Genomic DNA, 15908 nt, shown 5'->3' on the forward strand with positions numbered 1-15908 from the left:
TCTACTGTATATTCCCAAAATGGGAAAATAACGAATGGTTATAGCAGCCAAGCCTGTCAGCCATAAACGCACCCAAGTCATGTTTTCCACCATTAGTGCAGTGCCCCATCAGTGACGGCTTCGGCCAACTGGCAGCGGGTTTCGCTGGCCTGGTTCAGACGTTCCTTGAGGTGGGCGCATATGGCCATCAGTTCATCGACTTTTTGGACGATGCGGGCTTGTTCTTCCATCGGCGGCAAGTGAATAGCGTGCGACCAAAGCTTCTCTGAGATCAGTTTGCATGTGCCATGACTTGAGCGGTCCACAAGCTCGACTACTTTGGACTTACCTGCCTGCATATACAGAAGCAGATACGTGCTGATTTCTTTCGGGGGGACCAGTGCCTTCATGTCCTGGTTGATCGTAACCTCACGACCGGTGATCGCTACTGGGAAAGAGTGAGCCAAAATCATACCTCGAACAACCATTATAAGGCTGTTTTCAGGTACTACTTTCAGGGTCGTCTGTTTCAAAGCCTGTTCTGTAATTCTGATTTGAGAGTCTTGGATTAGGGGAAGCTTCATGTCTTTTGGTGATACCCAAGGAATGCTTCCATCCCAAAATTCAGCTTTGGACTTGGTAGGAGTAGACCCACCAAGAATTTTCCCCACGCTACCCAAAGCAACTTCAGCCCACCCTTGCAGAGAATGCGGTTTGCTTTTGATGCCATATCGTTGAAGAAGACATGTCACTGGTTCATCGTTGGGGTCCTGCTCCACCAATCGCCCCATCACTGCCAGTTGAAGAATGGTCTGCTTGAGCTTGTCGATGCTCAGCTCGGTGGTGAACAGGGTATCGAAATGGGCGGCGAGGCGGGTCCAGTTCTCGGCCAGTTCGGTAGCGTTTTCGGATTGGGTGAGAGTGCCGAGCAGGGTATCCACAAGGGTTTCGTGGGCCTCTAGCTGGTCGCCGACGTGCTGTTCCAGCCGGTCACAGAGGGCCAATAGCTCGTCGACTTTATCGACAATTCGGTATTGTTCAGCAAGTGGAGGCAGAGGAGTTGGAAGAGAGCTGATATGTTTTTGATTGACTGTTTTTTGTCCAGCTGTACTGATAAATAGTTCTTTTATTCTGGAGCGAAAGACAGATGAGGCACTCAGGATACAAAGGTACTCTGCTGCCACTAGGTTTTCAGGAGTTCTTACTCTAATAAAGTGATCGCAATATATCGCTTCGAGGCTAGTTCTGACAGGGATTAGCTGACCCACCAAGTCTTCGCTACCGTTGACTCGGATGATTAGTATGTCATTTTTGACGATACTGTATTTTTTTATAGACTTTCGACTTATGGGTAAAAGGCGCGTGTCTTCTAGGGATATCTCAAGATTGCTTATGTCGGCAAGTCGAATTACGGTGATTTCTTCACCATCAGCGTCACCTCGGCTTGATGCTCCGTTTTGAAAACTGGGATATAAATTGTCAAATTTGATCCACTTCCAACTTTTTGGTGCCGTGTAAGGTATATCTTCCTCCGTAACCTCCAGCAACTTCTTGATCTTCCCTTCCTTGACCAACCGGGCCTTCTCCTCAGCGATACGCTCCAGCAACACGCTTGCGGACTCATCGCTGGGGTCCTGATCGACCAGCTTACCGCGCACAGCAAGCTCCATAATCAACTCCCGAAGCTTCTTAATCCCGGTCAGCTCGATCTTGCCGTTTCGCCCTCTGCCCGCCGTTGATTTGGTGGTAACGGCGCTGGTCCAGAGGTCGAGGTGATCGATGACTGCTCCTGCCACATCGACACTTCCGCCATCCGTGGCGATCGCCGTTAATCTCTCCTGCCCACTCATGTCTGGCCTTCCACGTCGCGGGTGAGCGCATCGCCAAGGATGGTTTTCAGCTGGTTGCGCAGTGCCTGGATTTCGGCTTGCTGCTTTGCGTATTTGGCCAGCAGCTCGTCCGGGTCGTGGTTGATCTGCTCGCCCTGCCAAGGGTTCTTGATGTCCAGGTTGTAGTTACGGGCTTTGATCTCCTTGATGCCGACCTTCCAGGCCTGCTCGGTTTCCTCGCGACTGGCGAAGCCGTCGCTCTCGCTGCCCCACCAGTCGATCTCGGTCTGGAACTCCTCGACCTTCATCGGGCGGGTCTTGCTGTAGTTCTTCACGCCTTCCGGGTAGGGGTGTTCGTAGTACCACACAGCTTCGGTGGGCTGCCCTTTGGTAAAGAACAGCAGGTTGGTCTTGATGCCGGTGTAGGGGTTGAACACGCCGTTGGGTAGCCGAACGATGGTGTGCAGGTTGCACTCGGTGAGCAGCTTTTCCTTGAGGCGGGTCTTCATGCCCTCGCCGAACAGAAAGCCGTCCGGCAGTACCACTGCTGCTCGCCCGCCGTCTTTCAGCAGGTGGATGAACAGCGTCATGAACAGGTCGGCGGTTTCGCGGGTGCGGAAGGCGCTGGGGAAGTTGGTCTCGATGCCGTCTTCTTCCATGCCGCCGAACGGCGGGTTGGCGACGATGACGTCCACCCGTTCCTTGGGACCCCAACTGATCAGCGGGCGTGCCAGGGTATTGTCGTGCTTGATCTGGTCGGGTATCTCGATGCCGTGCAGGATCAGGTTGGTGGTGGCCAGCAGATGGGGCAGCGGTTTCTTTTCCACGCCGTGAATAGTGCGCTGCAGAATCCGCTCGTCCTGCGGGGTCTGCACGTAATGCTTGCGTTTGTGTTCGATGGTGCAGGTGAGAAAACCACCGGTGCCGCAGGCCGGGTCCATCACGCTTTCTTCAAGCCTGGGGTCGACCCGGTCGACCATGAATTGAGTGACCGCTCGCGGGGTGTAGAACTCGCCGGCGTTGCCGGCGCTCTGCAGGTCCTTGAGGATCTGCTCGTACATGTCGCCGAGTTCGTGGCGCTCGCTGGCCTTGTTGAAGTTCACGCCGTCCTGCAACTTGTTGATGACCTGGCGCATCAGCTGGCCGGACTTCATGTAGTTGTAGGCATCCTCGAAGACGTTGCGGATCACCACCCCTCGGTAGTCATCGCCACGCGCTTGGAGCTGCTGCAGGCCCGGGAACAGCATGGTGTCGATAAAGTCCTTGAGCTCGTTGCCCGTCATGCCCTCGGGATCGGCGGCCCAGTTTCGCCAGCGCAGCGGCTCGGGAATCGGCGAGCGGTAATCGTCATCAAGGGCTGCCCACTCTTTTTCCCGGTCATCAAAAATCTTCAGGAACAGCATCCAGACGAGCTGACCGATACGCTGGGCGTCGCCGTCGACCCCAACGTCTTTGCGCATGATGTCTTGAATGGACTTGATCGTGCTGCTGATTGCCATGGTAAGTCGTTTTCCATCAATAAAAGCAAACATGACCGCCCGGCGTAAATGAATCGCGCCGGGCGGCTGAAAATTAGGCTAGCCATCTTGTCATGCAGGCATGTGGTAGAGCGCGTCTTCCAGTTCGTGCAAGGCCTTTTGATATTTCGGCTTGCCGCCAAACGCCTCGAAGAGTTCCAGAACCGTGCCGATTTCGTTGAAAGGCGCCATGGTGAGCACGTTGGTATCTTCGATGGGCGTGATACCGGCATCGGCATACTTGTCGACCAGGGAATCCAGCACCTGGCGGGCCTGACCTTCGTAACGATTGAAGATGTCGCGCTTCTTGACCTGGTCGGCACGCTCACGGCGGGTCAGCGGCGGGCGGTCGAAGGCGATATGACAAATCACATCAAACGGATCGGGCTCGTCGCCAAGCGTGTCGCCCAGGTCCTTGATCAGATCTTCCCAGAAGATACCGCTTTCCTCCAGCTCTTCAAGGATCGCCTGCTTGCGCTCGGTATCCTGCCAGCGGCGCAGGAAATCGTCCAGGGAGGCGTACTGCTCCTGCACCTTCTTGCGGGTGTAGTCGCGCAGGCTCTCCGTGATCAAGTCACCGTTGGCATCCAGATACTGCACCCGCTCGGCCACCACCCTGACCTCCACGTCATCGACCACGTACTTGCGCCGTGGCTCGGGTCTCTGCTCCGGCCCCAGTGAGCCGGTATCGTCGGTCTCCCAGGTGGCACCCTCCTCCACCTCGTAATCACCATGCTCCTCGGCGACACCCTCGGCACTGGTGCCGGGTTCCAGGGAATCCTCTTCCAATTCGTCGTCCGGCGCGATGGGGGTATCGCCGCCCTGCGGTTGGTAGACCTTTACCGGGTCGCCGTCGAAGTCAGGGTCAGCGAACAGCTCGGTGGCCTTCTTGAAGTCGAGGATGGTGAACCAGTGCTTGTGGTAGTCGTCATTGATGCGGGTACCGCGACCGATGATCTGCTTGAACTCGGTCATCGACTGAATGCGCTGGTCGAGCACGATCAGCTTGCAGGTCTGGGCGTCGACGCCGGTCGTCATCAACTTGCTGGTGGTGGCGATGACCGGGTAGCGCACCTCGGGGTTGATGAAGTTGTCGAGCTCCGCCTTGCCCTCGGCCTCGTCGCCGGTAATGCGCATCACGTACTTGCGGTTCTCGGCCACTCGCTTGGGGTTGAGGTTGATCAGCGCCTGACGCATACGCTCGGCGTGGTCGATGTCCTCGCAGAAGACGATGGTCTTCTGGAACGGATCGGTGCTCTCCAGCAATTCGGTAATCTTGCGCGCCACCAGCTGGGTGCGCTTTACCAGCACCAACTGTTTGTCAAAATCCTTCTGGTTATAGATGCGATCTTCGATCTCCTGCCCGAGCTTGTCGCGCTGGCCTTTACTGGGCCGCCAACCCTGGAGATCGCGGTCGATATCCACCCGCACCACCTTGTAGGGGGCGAGAAAGCCATCCTCGATACCCTGCTTGAGCGAGTAGCTGTAGACCGGCGCACCGAAGTAATCGATGTTGGAGACTTCCTTGGTTTCCTTGGGCGTGGCGGTCAAGCCGATATGGGTGGCCGAAGAGAAATACGCCAGGATCGAACGCCAAGCGGAGTCTACCGCCGCGCTTCCGCGATGACATTCATCGATGACGATGAGGTCGAAGAAGTCGGGCGAGAACTGCTTGTAGATGTTCTGCTCTTCCTCGCTGCCGGTGACGGCCTGATAGAGCGAGAGATAGACCTCGTAGGACTTGTCCACCGTGCGGTGGGTGACCTTGGTCATCGCCTGGCCGAAGGGTTTGAAGTCGTTGTTCTTGGTCTGGTCGACCAGGATGTTGCGGTCCGCCAGAAACAGGATTCGCTTCTTCTGCTTCGACTTCCACAGCCGCCAGATGATCTGAAAAGCGGTGTAGGTCTTGCCCGTGCCGGTAGCCATCACCAGTAGGATGCGGTCTTGGCCGCGAGCCACGGCTTCCACGGCGCGGTTGATAGCGACGCGTTGATAGTAGCGCGGGCTGCGGCCGCTGCCGTCATCAAAATAGGGCTGCTCTACCGCCGGGCGCTCGGCGGAGCCTAGCCCCTTGTACTGGCAGTAGCGCTCCCAGAGTATTTCAGGGGAAGGGAACTCGTCCAACGCTAGGGGCGTTTCCGCAGGGCTATCGCAGTTGAGCGAACTGCTGAATGATAGCGAGTAGATAGTCGTCATCCCAACCGGCTTTCTTGCGTTTCCCCTTCTTGGAGCCTTTCGAGGGCTCTCGTTCGGTGGCGTTAAGTGCAAGTTTGCGCAAGAGAGCCAGATTTTCAGCGCCATGACCGCGACGCGTGCGGTTTTCATCTTCCTTGAACGTGACATCCAGCACCCAGTGCAGACTATTTTCAATGGCCCAATGCTGGCGAGTCACATCGATCATTCGCGCCGGTGACATGGCGTCACTCAGCAAGTAATACGCGGTTTCTTCTGTTGTTTTATTGGCCAGTTCTCGACGCCGCGTAATGCGCCCAACCGCTCCCAGGCCGGGCCACTGATGGCCTTCCTGCAGCCAGTTCAGGTCTGACACGACGGTGGCCGAACGCGTTTCGATGCGCCCGTGGCCGCTATCCGTAACAACGGTTGTATCCGCCTCATGCTCCATCATGAAACGGATGTCATCGAAAAGCGTCTTCTGGTTTCCTTTGACGGCCAATACGTACTGGCCGTTAGCCTCTGTGATCTGCCTGGAGAGCGAACGTTGGCAATGCATCGCATCGGCAGTGATCGTCACATCCGTTAACGACAACCACTCGAGTATGTCGGGGACGGCCTGGATCTCGTTGGATTTCTCATCGACCAGAAGCTGTCCCAATACCAGGCGTTGCTCCACTGCCCAGACATTGACAAGATGTAGCGGTGATTGTCCATCCACATGGTCATAAGCGCGTCTAAGGGACTTACCATCCACGGCGACGACGCCTTTCAGCTGCGCTGCAAAATCTGACATGAATGTCAAAAACTGCTCATGAAAGGCCTTTGGATCCAGATACCGAAAGACGCGGCTGAACGTATCGTGACTTGGCGTTCCATGCGGCAGTGAGAGAAATCGACCGAGAAAATCAGCTTTCGAACGTGCGAACAGCGCCATATCGGAACAGTCCTCGGCGCCGCTGATGACGGCGCACAGGGCAATGAACAGGACGTCGTTTAATGGATAACGGGCATTGCTGCCTCTGGGATCAGGAAGGTTATCAAAGCATGACGTCTCGATAGGCATGATATCTCTCTGATGAAGCAAATGATGATGCCCTCAGGGTGATTGATCACGAAGCAATATGTCCAATCCATCTGCGATAGCCCTGGGCGTTTCCGTCTGCCCATTCAAGCCGGTGCGGTCATGAAACAGGAAGCCGTCGCCGTTGCTCGAAAACACAAAGGGAACGTCCAGCGCATCGCTATAGGCCAACGCCTGCTGCATACCGTCGCCGAGGCTGTGCTTGTTGTCTTTGGCCTCGATCACCGCGATGGGGTGGTTCTTCTGGTAGCTGAGCAGGTAATCGGCTCGCCGCTTTTTACCCCGCGTATGCAAGCGCCCCCGCACGATGATCCGCCCAGCCGTGAAGGAAACCTCTTCACGAACCTGGGCTTGAATATCCCACCCGGCCTGCTCCAGAGCGGGAGTGATGAACTTGGTGCAAATATCCCTTTCGCTGAGGGCCTTCTTATCCATGGCAGATCCTGCTCGTCTGGCGGGTTGGGCGTTGGCCACCCCAGCTTACGGCACTCAGTCGACTTAATCATCCTGTGGTAGGCTGGCCTCAGTGGTTCAACTGAGCAATAAATGCAGTAAAGTAATGGCGAGGAAGTAACGGCGCGAGGCTTGGGTGCTGAGCTTGGGGCAGCTAACGACCCTAAGCGGACATCACGGCAGAAGCGGCATGCTGGTTCTGCCGTGTTACTTAGGTGGCATGATAATCTATGTTGTATTTCAATAGGAGCACTTAAGTGAGTCAGCAGGAATTACACGACTTAATTATTTATCAAGATAGATACTTTGAGATATTGACCGAGTTTTTCCTCAGCGTGACAGGGTGTCTGCCACGTGACTTTTCACTACTGGATAGGTTTTCGGAATCTATCCAAGGAATGGCTAGTACTTTAAAAGAGAACCCTAGAAGAGCTGAAAGTGCGATGGTGGCATTTTCAACTCTCGAAACAGAACTTAAGAAACTATATTCGGAAGAAGGTGGAAAAGCGTTTGGCGCAGCTAAGAAATTAGACGCATGTAAATTGAATCTGGGTGGAAGCAGTCGTTTCTTAGAAACACAGTTAAATGCTACGCGCAAATCACTTCTATATTCCGATACGGTTTTAATTCCAGACCCTGTAATGCCATGGCTGGAGAAAAAACGAGACGAAGAAAAGTTCAATCATGTTATCCCTCTTCAGATGGCATTTTTTATATTGCATTTGTGTGACCTCAAAGGGGGTGAATTTGATCTCCCACCATTTTTTGTATTTCCAAGTTTTGAGAAGTCACTTGAAGAACATGATCTGCAAACGCAAGAAAATGGCATTCAGCTTATCACCGATGTATTTTCACATTATGTAGACTCAGGTATAGCGCACCCTCATGATATTTTGGAGTTTGCTGGAAAATACCCTGACCTGTACTTTGAAAAAATTGAAGGAGCAAAGCTTTTTGTCTCACCCGGATCTGAGCCTGGGGAGCCTCTAAAAGTAGAGTTAGAAAATTACAAGGCTGAAATGAGGCAATGGAGGTCAGAAGATTGGTGTGATGAGCTGTTTTCGAAAGGTGATGTTAGTGTTGTAACTAACGCGATCTTTGAACGTATTATGCCAAACTACCATTTACTGGAAAATTCCGATGAACTCAAAAGCCATCCATTTCTCTGTGTTAATGCACAGGCGCATTATTACCAGCTTATCGCAAGTATGAAGAATGTATCTGCTGGTGACGTTGCGGCATTTGATCAATCTACCGCAGCAATTCTACAGTCTCTTACGTCTAAAAGACTTGATTATTTAGCTAATATTAAAGACTCGCAACTCGTGGCTTTGAGAAAGACAGATGAGAATGTTGAGTTTAGGAGAGAGTTAAGAGATTTAGTTAACAGTTTACCTAATACCAAGCTCGAAGATTTAGGGTATGTTGCTGCCGAAGTATGCTCTCATATTGAAAGGGCAATATCAAAACATGAGAAGCAGGTTTCATTATTTAATGATAAATATCAAGCAAAACATAAATACACGGCTTTAATCGCTGCTGGCACATTAGGCGTAACAATGTTTCCTGTTTTAGCACCATTCTTAGGTGCGTTACTTCCAGTAGGTGCGGCCGCAGCTACTGGAAAATATGTTTCCGATAAGCTCGACCAGAAGGCCGAGTTTGGACAGTTTTCTCATTCAATGATGGGTGTGATTTCGAGAGCAAAAGGGAAATGAAATATAACAAGGCGCTGCTACGGAAAATTTACTCGCTGGCGCTCCTAAATTTCTTCAGATAGCGGCGTTAGGCAATAAGGATATCGATAGAATGACCGAAGATGAGTGGCAAGGAATTTTTAGTGATACCGTGAATGCCATGATTGAGCATGTGAAACCATACTTATCGCCTATTTCATATCAAGAATCACCTGAGCGTGGAAGACACTACGGTAGTGGGTCGTATTTTGAGGCAGAAGAAGAAAAGTACTTAGTCACGAATGAGCATGTTGCAAGAAAGGTCAAAGAGGCATCCCTAGGGTGTCAGTTCATAGAAAATGAAAACATCATTAGGCTGACGAATCCGTTTTGCTGTAGGCCTCACCCAATTGATATTGCTATTAGCAAAATCGACTCGGGCATATGGGATCAGTATGGAGCAGGCTCTAAAGCAATACCGCTAGAACGATTTGCAAAGCAACATAGCCCTGCCACCCATGAGCTATTGTTTTTTGCTGGATACAGCGGCGAACGATCAGTATTTAGCTTTGATCACCTGATTACTAGGGGTACTCCATACCTAACACAAGAGTCTCCATTTCCTGAATCTGTCCAAGAAGGCGATCAGAACTACCATTTTTCTCTATTTTATCCGCCCGACCTTGCCCGAAGCGTTGATGGAACGTCTCATTTGCCAAATCCACATGGCTTCAGTGGATCCCTAGTTTGGGATACAAAGCGAGTTGCTTGCTTTTCTGAGAACAAAACTTGGGATCCAAGTATGGCTGAAGTTACTGGCATTGTGTGGGGCTGGCCTTCATCAAGTGGATGCATCCTTGTAACTAGAGTAGAGCATTTTATGCTCAAAGATCTTTTGCAGGAGTCCCGAAAAAATGCCTAACAAAGCACTGCTGATGGACAATTTTTCCGTTGTGCTCCAAATTTGCCGCAGAGCGCGGCGTTATACGTCACAATTAATTAGCCACGGGAACCGGCATAAATGATAGAGATGGAAGAGAATCTTGTAGGAATTTTTCGTGAGTCCGCCGCCGGGCCATTCCTTTTTTTGGGATCAGGGTTCTCTCGAAGATACCTTGGTTTAGAAAATTGGAGAGGTCTACTTTCCAAATTTTGCGTTGCTGGAAGACCTTTTGAGTATTACCTATCTTCAGCCAACGGTGACTATCCTAAAGTCGCGTCGCTATTAGCAAAAGATTTCAATGAATATTGGTGGTCGGCTGATGAATATTCGTCCAACGTAGAACGCTATAAATCAAAAATAGAAGATGAGACATCTGCCCTTAGAATAGAAGTATCCAACTACCTAACTACATTAGATCAATCCAAAGCAAAGGAATCTGAATACCCTGAAGAGGTCGCACTTCTAGCAAAATTGAACGTTGATGGTGTAATAACCACGAACTGGGATATGTTCGTTGAACAGCTCTTCCCTGAATATAAGACCTACATTGGACAGAAAGAACTGCTATTTCAGAACCCTCAAGAAATCGGAGAAATATATAAAATACATGGTTGTTCTACCATGCCTGACTCATTAGTTCTTACTGACACCGACTATGAAAAATTTAATGAAAAAAACACCTATTTAGCTGCAAAGTTAATAACTGTTTTTGTCGAACATCCCGTGGTGTTTATAGGCTATTCAATCTCAGATGAAAATATTAGCAGCCTCCTAAAAGCTATATCCTCTTGTATCGGAAGAGAAAATATTGAGAAATTACGTCGCAACTTAATCTTCATACAAAGGCTTGCGGATGGTGAAGAACCAAATATCTCAGATACGTATCTTACAATCGATGGCATTCAGATCCCGCTCGTTTTGGTGAAAACCAACGATTACCTGCCCGTCTACCGGGCTATAGAATCTACAAAAAGAAAAATCCCAGCTAGGGTGCTTCGTTATTGTAAAGAGCAGCTTTACGAGTTAGTTCAATCATCCGAGCCAGAAGAAAAAATATGCGTAGTTGATATAGATGAAATTGAATCCAAAGAAGATGTGGAATTTCTTGTTGGTGTCGGTGTGGCGCACCAAGAACAAGCAGGCCCTTCTTCGGTTGGTTATGCGTCGATAGGAGTGTCAGAACTGTTAGGTGACCTGCTGCATGAGAATCAAGATTATGATAGTGAGCAAGTATTAACACATGTTGCGCCTAGAGCCTGTAAGGGTTCGCAAAATGTGCCCGTATTTTACTATTTGAGAAAGCTCGGTATTGATAACCTTGAGCAGTATCAAGCATCCGCTTACAAGCTAGATAAAGTAGTGATGAGAGAGCTGAAGTCATTTCGTATGGAATCCTACAGAAAGCCGTTCTTCAGGACATATCGACACATGTCAATGAGTGAAATACTTGCGGCATGTACTCCGGAAAACGCCGCCGCCTACATTCCATTTCTGGTCGCTGATAAAATCGATCTTGATCTACTTCATAAGTTTCTACTTGAAAATGAGGCGAAATTTGATTACGGCGTATCTAACTATGCTAGTAGTTTCAAGAAGTTGGCTGCCCTTTACGATCGATTAAAATGGGGCTGGTGACGTATAAAAATGCTTTGCAGCCGATCCACTTTCCGCTACTTTTCTTCAGTCATCCGCTTCACTCGGTCGGCTGAAGGCGGGTATTATATCAGTTGTAACTAAAAGACTGCTCTTGGCCGTTACCGGCAGGCATATAAAACGGATGTTTTCTTCCCTACGCGCCTGGTTCCTGTAGTTCGCTCAGGATTGTCCTTCCCGGGGTTCTATTTTTCCCTATTTTCGCTACCAATGACCCCGGGGCGTTCTTTCAGAAAATCATCGTCAGCCTTCGGCAGATCGAGGAAGGATGCCCAGGATGGGCGAACAGGGCACAGGGTGATCACGTCCCCGTCCCGGGAGATAGCCAATTCCTCCAAGCCTTCATAGGCCATGTCAGCGGGCAGGCAAACAGCTTGGTCCTTGCCGATTCGGTAGATAGGTACGGTTCGCATTGGCCAGAGTCTCCTTGTCACGTGGGAGAGGAACGGAATTATGGTCAATTATTGTGGTGAGTATAATTCAGCGCCATGACGTAAAGAAAACCAAGGTTTAATTTTGATGAGGGGTATACGCCAATAAAGTGTGTGGCCAAGCTTGTGCCTAATAAAAGCCAAAGGTCATAACCGAATAGGCGTATCAGGAAGGTGATTAAGAGGTTGTGGTCACGATTTGGTCACAGGGTGGTCACAGGCAAAAAATAAGGGCTTACGCGTTAACGTAAGCCCTTGATATTCTTGGCGCGCCCGGCAGGATTCGAACCTGCGACCCTCGGCTTCGGAGGCCGATACTCTATCCAACTGAGCTACGGGCGCATTGCGTTTTTCAACGCGAGCGTATCGTAACCGTACGCGGGCAATGTGTCCAGCCATGAGGCGAGTCCGGCGCGGGAAAGCGGTTTGACCGTTCTCGCTCCCTTGGTGCATTCTTTCAAGGCGTTATCGCCTTATTCCCCAAGGAAAAATCACAATGAAAAAATTTGCTTTGAATACGCTGGCACTCGGGGTTTCCCTCGCGTTGGCCGGTACGGCTTTTGCTTCCGAATTTACCGATATGGACCCGGTCACGCTGCGCCTGGCGCACGTGGTCAACGAGCAGGATGGCTTTCATATTGCCGCCGTCAAGTTTCAGGAGCTGGTGGAAGAGCGTACCGAAGGCGCGGTGAGCATCGAGCTTTATCCCAATGCTTCGCTGGGTGACGAACGCACCCTGCTGGAAGGCATGCAGATCGGCACCGTGGATATGGGCGTGATCACCAACGGCCCGGTGGCCAATTTCGTCGAAGAGATGGCGGTGTTCGAGCTGCCGTTCCTGTTTCCCTCGCCGGAAGCCGCTTACGACGTGCTAGATGGCGAGATCGGCCAGGAGCTGCTCGACAAGCTGGCTGAGGTCAACCTGAAAGGCCTGGCCTATGCCGAACGCGGCTTTCGCAACCTGACCAACAGCGAACGCCCGGTGAATACGCCGCAAGACCTGGACGGCCTGCGCATTCGCGTCATGGAAAACCCAGTGTATGTGGATACCTTCCGCGAACTGGGCGCCAATGCCATCCCCATGGCGTGGACCGAAGCCTTGACCGCCATGCAGCAAGGCACCATCGATGGCCAGGAAAACCCGGTCAATGTGATTCATTCGTTCAATCTCTACGAAACCCAGGACTACATGACCCTCTCGCGGCACACCTATGCCCCGGCGATCTTCGTGATGGGCATGCCTGTCTGGAACCAGCTGCCGGAAGCGGCTCAGGACGTATTGGCCCAGGCCGCCCAGGAAGCCGCCGAGCATGAGCGCCAGGTAAACGCCGAGATGGAATCCGAGCAACTGGCCGAGCTGCGCGAGGCGGGTATGCAGATCAACGAATCGCCGGATATCCAGGCCTTCCAGGAAGCCGTTGCGCCGGTGTACGACAAGTACGGCGAGCAGTTCGGGGACTATCTGGAACGTATCCAGGCCACACTTCACTGACAGGCTCTCGTAACTGAGTCTCGTAACGAGCTCTCGTAACGGGCTTTCCGCCAAGGTGGGCCCAAGCGATGGATTTTCTGTTGTGGCCGGCGGCTGTTCAGGCGACATTACAACGATGCTTGAACAGCCGTTCCAAACAAGAGAAACGCTTGATGGATGAAACAACCAATACAAAACTGACATCAAGACTCAATAAGATAAATCTCAATTTATTATTGGTTTTTCATACGCTCTACCGGAAGCGGAGTTTGACGCTTACCGCGGAATCGCTCTGCCTGAGCCAGCCCGCCGTCAGCCACTCCCTGAAAAAGCTCCGCTTGTTACTGGGTGATCCGTTATTCATCAAGAGCGTGGATGGCATGCAGCCGACCCCGTTCGCCCGGCAGATGGATATCGCCGTGGGGAAAGGTCTGTTCTATTTCGACCAAGCGATTCACAGCAACAGCGAGTTCTCGCCCACCACATCGAAAAGGGAGTTTCGCGTCAGCCTGGTGGATTATGTCAGTCAGCAGCTACAACCCAAGCTCATTCAGCACTGCCTGACGCACGCACCGGGCTTGTGTTTCAACATGCTATCGACGCGCATCGCAAGTGCCGAGGGGGCTCAGCAGGTCCTGCAGCAACACGATATTGACCTGGCCATGGTGCAGCTCGAAACCCTGCCGCTCACCTCGCACCATGAGTATCTTTTCGACGATGAGATCGGCTGTGTCGGCGATGCCACGCGGCATGGGCATAAAAGCCATATCACTCTGGAGACATTCCTCAACACCCCGCAAATCGCCCTGTCTCATCGCGAGGACAGCCCGTCATTGATCAATGAAAGGTTAAAAAAGCTGGGGCTGGAGCGCAAGATCGTGGCCAAGACCCCATATATCAATCCGCTTCAGGAGATATTGGTCTCGACGAACCTGCTGTGTGTGGTAACCCGCAGCGCGGCCGATGCCATCTGTCGCAACAACGCCTTGAAGTTCTATGCCCTTCCCCTGGATGTGCCGACGTTCAAGGTATGCCTCTGCTGGGATGAACGGAAGGATCACGACCCTGGCATACGCTGGCTGAGAAAACTAATCAGGGAGCTGATATAACCCGCGCCCTGATCGTGTTTGCTGCTGGAACCGATTGGCTGTTTCTCAAGTTCAAGCTTTTCAAGTTCAAGCTTGCCCAAGCTCAATCCAGCGCCACCACCTTGCCGGGATTCAGCAGGCCCTTGGGGTCGAGGGCGGTTTTCATGCGTTTCATCAGGGCGATTTCCTCGCTGGAGCGGGTAATACTCAGGTAATCGCGTTTTTCGAGGCCGATGCCGTGTTCCGCGGAAATGGAGCCGCCATACGCTTTCAAAGGGTGGTAGACCAGTTGCTCGACCTGGCGACGGCTTTCAGGACTCTCGTCTCTCACCGTTATCATGATGTGCAGGTTGCCATCGCCGAGATGGCCGAATACCACTATCTTTGCCGCTTGGGGCCACTGCGCCTTTAGATTCTGTTCCAATTGCTCGGCGTACGCTTGCATATGCGGAATCGGCAAACTGACGTCGTAGGAAAACATCGGCTTCAGCTCTTTCACCAGGACTTCGATGTCTTCTCTTATCGCCCAGATGACCTGGCGCTGGGCACGGGAACTGGCCAGTACCGCATCGGTGATCAAACCGGCTTCCAGCGCTTTCTCCAGTATCAGCGAAAAGTCCTCGGCATCGCGTTCCTCGTCCAGGCCCAAGGTTTCGATGATGGCGTAGAAAGGCGAGTCATCCGCCAGCAAGGGGGTATGCTTGCCGCTCTCGGTGGTCATCAGCCTGTAGTGGTTGTTCCATAACGCCTCGAAGGCGCTGAGGCTATTGGCAAGCTCACGGGAGACAAAGCCCAACAGCCGGGTCAAGGCATCGAAGGAGGGCACCGCGACCAAGGCGGTCTGCTCGCTGGGCATGTAGGGCTGTAGCCGCAGTACGGCCCGCGTGACGATGCCCAAGGTACCTTCGCTGCCGATAAACAGCTGCTTCAGGTCGTAGCCGGCATTGTTCTTCAGCATTTTGTTCAACGAGCTGACCACGGTGCCGTCGCTGAGCACGGCTTCCAGCCCCAGGACTTGCTCGCGCATCATGCCGTAGCGTATGACCCTGATGCCCCCGGCGTTGGTGGCAATGTTGCCGCCAATGGTGCAGGAACCCCTGGCCCCGAGGTCGAGCGGAAACTGCATGTCGATCTCGCCTGCGGCTTCCTGCACATGCTGAAGCGTCACCCCGGCCTGAACCTGAATGGTGAAACCCACGGAGTCGATCTCTTCTATCCGGTTCATCAACTCCAGAGAGACCACCAGCTCGTCAGGGCTCGCCTCTCCGCCATGCACAACGCCGGTCATGCCGCCATGGGTCACCACCGGCTGATCCGCCTGATAGCACAAGGCCATTACCTTGCTCAGCTGTTCGGTGGTGCGCGGCCTGACAATCGCCTTGGCGCGACAAGGCGCACCGGTAAACCAGTCTACGCTGCGCTGCGAGACATCGTTACCCAGCAGCATCCCCTCGGGGCCGACTATCGCCACCAGGTCGTTCAGTAACTTGTCCATTTCTTGTTCCTGTTCCTGTCATAGCTTTCGCTTTAGCGGGCTACGCCATTGGTAGAAAGGTTTGGTAGAAAGGCCCGGCAATTTCGCCAGCCGTTTACAACTTCCACCAGGGGCATG

At 52.3% G+C, this 15908-nt stretch carries 10 protein-coding genes, 1 tRNA gene and 2 pseudogenes; 5 read left to right on the forward strand and 8 right to left on the reverse strand.

Annotated features, from left to right (window positions below):
• Positions 1 to 92 precede the first annotated feature (92 nt).
• From DU506_RS01935 to DU506_RS01955, 5 genes and pseudogenes are all read right to left on the reverse strand, one after another.
• Positions 93 to 1829, reverse strand: a complete 1737-nt coding sequence (locus DU506_RS01935) for a restriction endonuclease subunit S (RefSeq protein ID WP_114485279.1) — start codon at positions 1827 to 1829, stop codon at positions 93 to 95.
• Entirely contained in the window at positions 1826 to 3307 is a 1482-nt protein-coding gene (locus DU506_RS01940; RefSeq protein WP_114485280.1) for a type I restriction-modification system subunit M, read from the reverse strand. Before DU506_RS01940 ends, DU506_RS01935 begins: the two co-directional genes overlap by 4 nt.
• A gap of 90 nt (positions 3308 to 3397) precedes the next feature.
• Positions 3398 to 5464: pseudogene (gene hsdR, locus DU506_RS01945) on the reverse strand (EcoAI/FtnUII family type I restriction enzme subunit R); the annotation flags it as partial.
• Between the two features lie 7 nt (positions 5465 to 5471).
• Positions 5472 to 6563, reverse strand: a complete 1092-nt coding sequence (locus DU506_RS01950) for an ISAs1 family transposase (protein WP_114485281.1) — start codon at positions 6561 to 6563, stop codon at positions 5472 to 5474.
• A gap of 69 nt (positions 6564 to 6632) precedes the next feature.
• Positions 6633 to 7016 (reverse strand): annotated as a pseudogene (locus tag DU506_RS01955) (type I restriction endonuclease); the annotation flags it as partial.
• 275 nt (positions 7017 to 7291) lie between these two features.
• Between DU506_RS01955 and DU506_RS01960 the strand changes: the two are divergent.
• The 3 genes from DU506_RS01960 to DU506_RS01970 all read left to right on the forward strand — a co-directional run bounded on the left by DU506_RS01960 (position 7292) and on the right by DU506_RS01970 (position 11288).
• Positions 7292 to 8752 (forward strand): hypothetical protein, encoded by a 1461-nt coding sequence (locus DU506_RS01960; RefSeq protein WP_114485282.1) that lies wholly within the window; start codon positions 7292 to 7294, stop codon positions 8750 to 8752.
• 91 nt (positions 8753 to 8843) lie between these two features.
• Positions 8844 to 9632, forward strand: coding sequence for a hypothetical protein (locus DU506_RS01965; protein ID WP_114485283.1), 789 nt, complete (start codon positions 8844 to 8846; stop codon positions 9630 to 9632).
• 99 nt (positions 9633 to 9731) lie between these two features.
• On the forward strand, positions 9732 to 11288 hold the full coding sequence (locus DU506_RS01970) for an SIR2 family protein (RefSeq protein WP_235825400.1): 1557 nt from the start codon (positions 9732 to 9734) through the stop codon (positions 11286 to 11288).
• A 203-nt stretch (positions 11289 to 11491) separates the two neighbouring features.
• Here DU506_RS01970 and vapB read toward each other — a convergent pair whose 3' ends face one another.
• Positions 11492 to 11719 carry a type II toxin-antitoxin system VapB family antitoxin gene (vapB, locus tag DU506_RS01975; protein ID WP_114485284.1) on the reverse strand — a complete coding sequence of 76 codons (228 nt, stop codon included), beginning with the start codon at positions 11717 to 11719 and terminating at the stop codon, positions 11492 to 11494.
• Between the two features lie 283 nt (positions 11720 to 12002).
• Positions 12003 to 12079, reverse strand: a tRNA-Arg gene (locus tag DU506_RS01980).
• A 154-nt stretch (positions 12080 to 12233) separates the two neighbouring features.
• Between DU506_RS01980 and DU506_RS01985 the strand changes: the two genes are divergently transcribed.
• Both DU506_RS01985 and DU506_RS01990 read left to right on the forward strand, forming a co-directional pair.
• Positions 12234 to 13229, forward strand: a complete 996-nt coding sequence (locus DU506_RS01985; protein ID WP_114485285.1) for a TRAP transporter substrate-binding protein — start codon at positions 12234 to 12236, stop codon at positions 13227 to 13229.
• A gap of 152 nt (positions 13230 to 13381) precedes the next feature.
• A complete protein-coding gene (locus DU506_RS01990) occupies positions 13382 to 14317 on the forward strand; it encodes a LysR family transcriptional regulator (protein ID WP_114485428.1) in 936 nt (311 codons plus the stop codon).
• Between the two features lie 82 nt (positions 14318 to 14399).
• Here DU506_RS01990 and DU506_RS01995 read toward each other — a convergent pair whose 3' ends face one another.
• Positions 14400 to 15791: an FAD-binding oxidoreductase gene (locus tag DU506_RS01995; protein WP_114485286.1), complete on the reverse strand. Its 1392-nt coding sequence runs from the start codon at positions 15789 to 15791 to the stop codon at positions 14400 to 14402.
• Positions 15792 to 15908 lie beyond the last annotated feature (117 nt).

It is taken from the genome of Vreelandella rituensis, from assembly GCF_003336665.1.
Taxonomy (GTDB): Bacteria; Pseudomonadota; Gammaproteobacteria; order Pseudomonadales; family Halomonadaceae; genus Vreelandella; species Vreelandella rituensis.

Bases quoted from the DNA above. Each gene is read 5' to 3' on its own strand.
- DU506_RS01940 (WP_114485280.1), bottom strand. From the start codon at position 3,307: ATGGCAATCAGCAGCACGATCAAGTCCATTCAAGACATCATGCGCAAA.
- DU506_RS01935 (WP_114485279.1), bottom strand. From the start codon at position 1,829: ATGAGTGGGCAGGAGAGATTAACGGCGATCGCCACGGATGGCGGAAGT.
- DU506_RS01995 (WP_114485286.1), bottom strand. From the start codon at position 15,791: ATGGACAAGTTACTGAACGACCTGGTGGCGATAGTCGGCCCCGAGGGG.
- vapB (WP_114485284.1), bottom strand. From the start codon at position 11,719: ATGCGAACCGTACCTATCTACCGAATCGGCAAGGACCAAGCTGTTTGC.
- DU506_RS01985 (WP_114485285.1), top strand. From the start codon at position 12,234: ATGAAAAAATTTGCTTTGAATACGCTGGCACTCGGGGTTTCCCTCGCG.
- DU506_RS01965 (WP_114485283.1), top strand. From the start codon at position 8,844: ATGACCGAAGATGAGTGGCAAGGAATTTTTAGTGATACCGTGAATGCC.
- DU506_RS01970 (WP_235825400.1), top strand. From the start codon at position 9,732: ATGATAGAGATGGAAGAGAATCTTGTAGGAATTTTTCGTGAGTCCGCC.
- DU506_RS01990 (WP_114485428.1), top strand. From the start codon at position 13,382: ATGGATGAAACAACCAATACAAAACTGACATCAAGACTCAATAAGATA.
- DU506_RS01950 (WP_114485281.1), bottom strand. From the start codon at position 6,563: ATGCCTATCGAGACGTCATGCTTTGATAACCTTCCTGATCCCAGAGGC.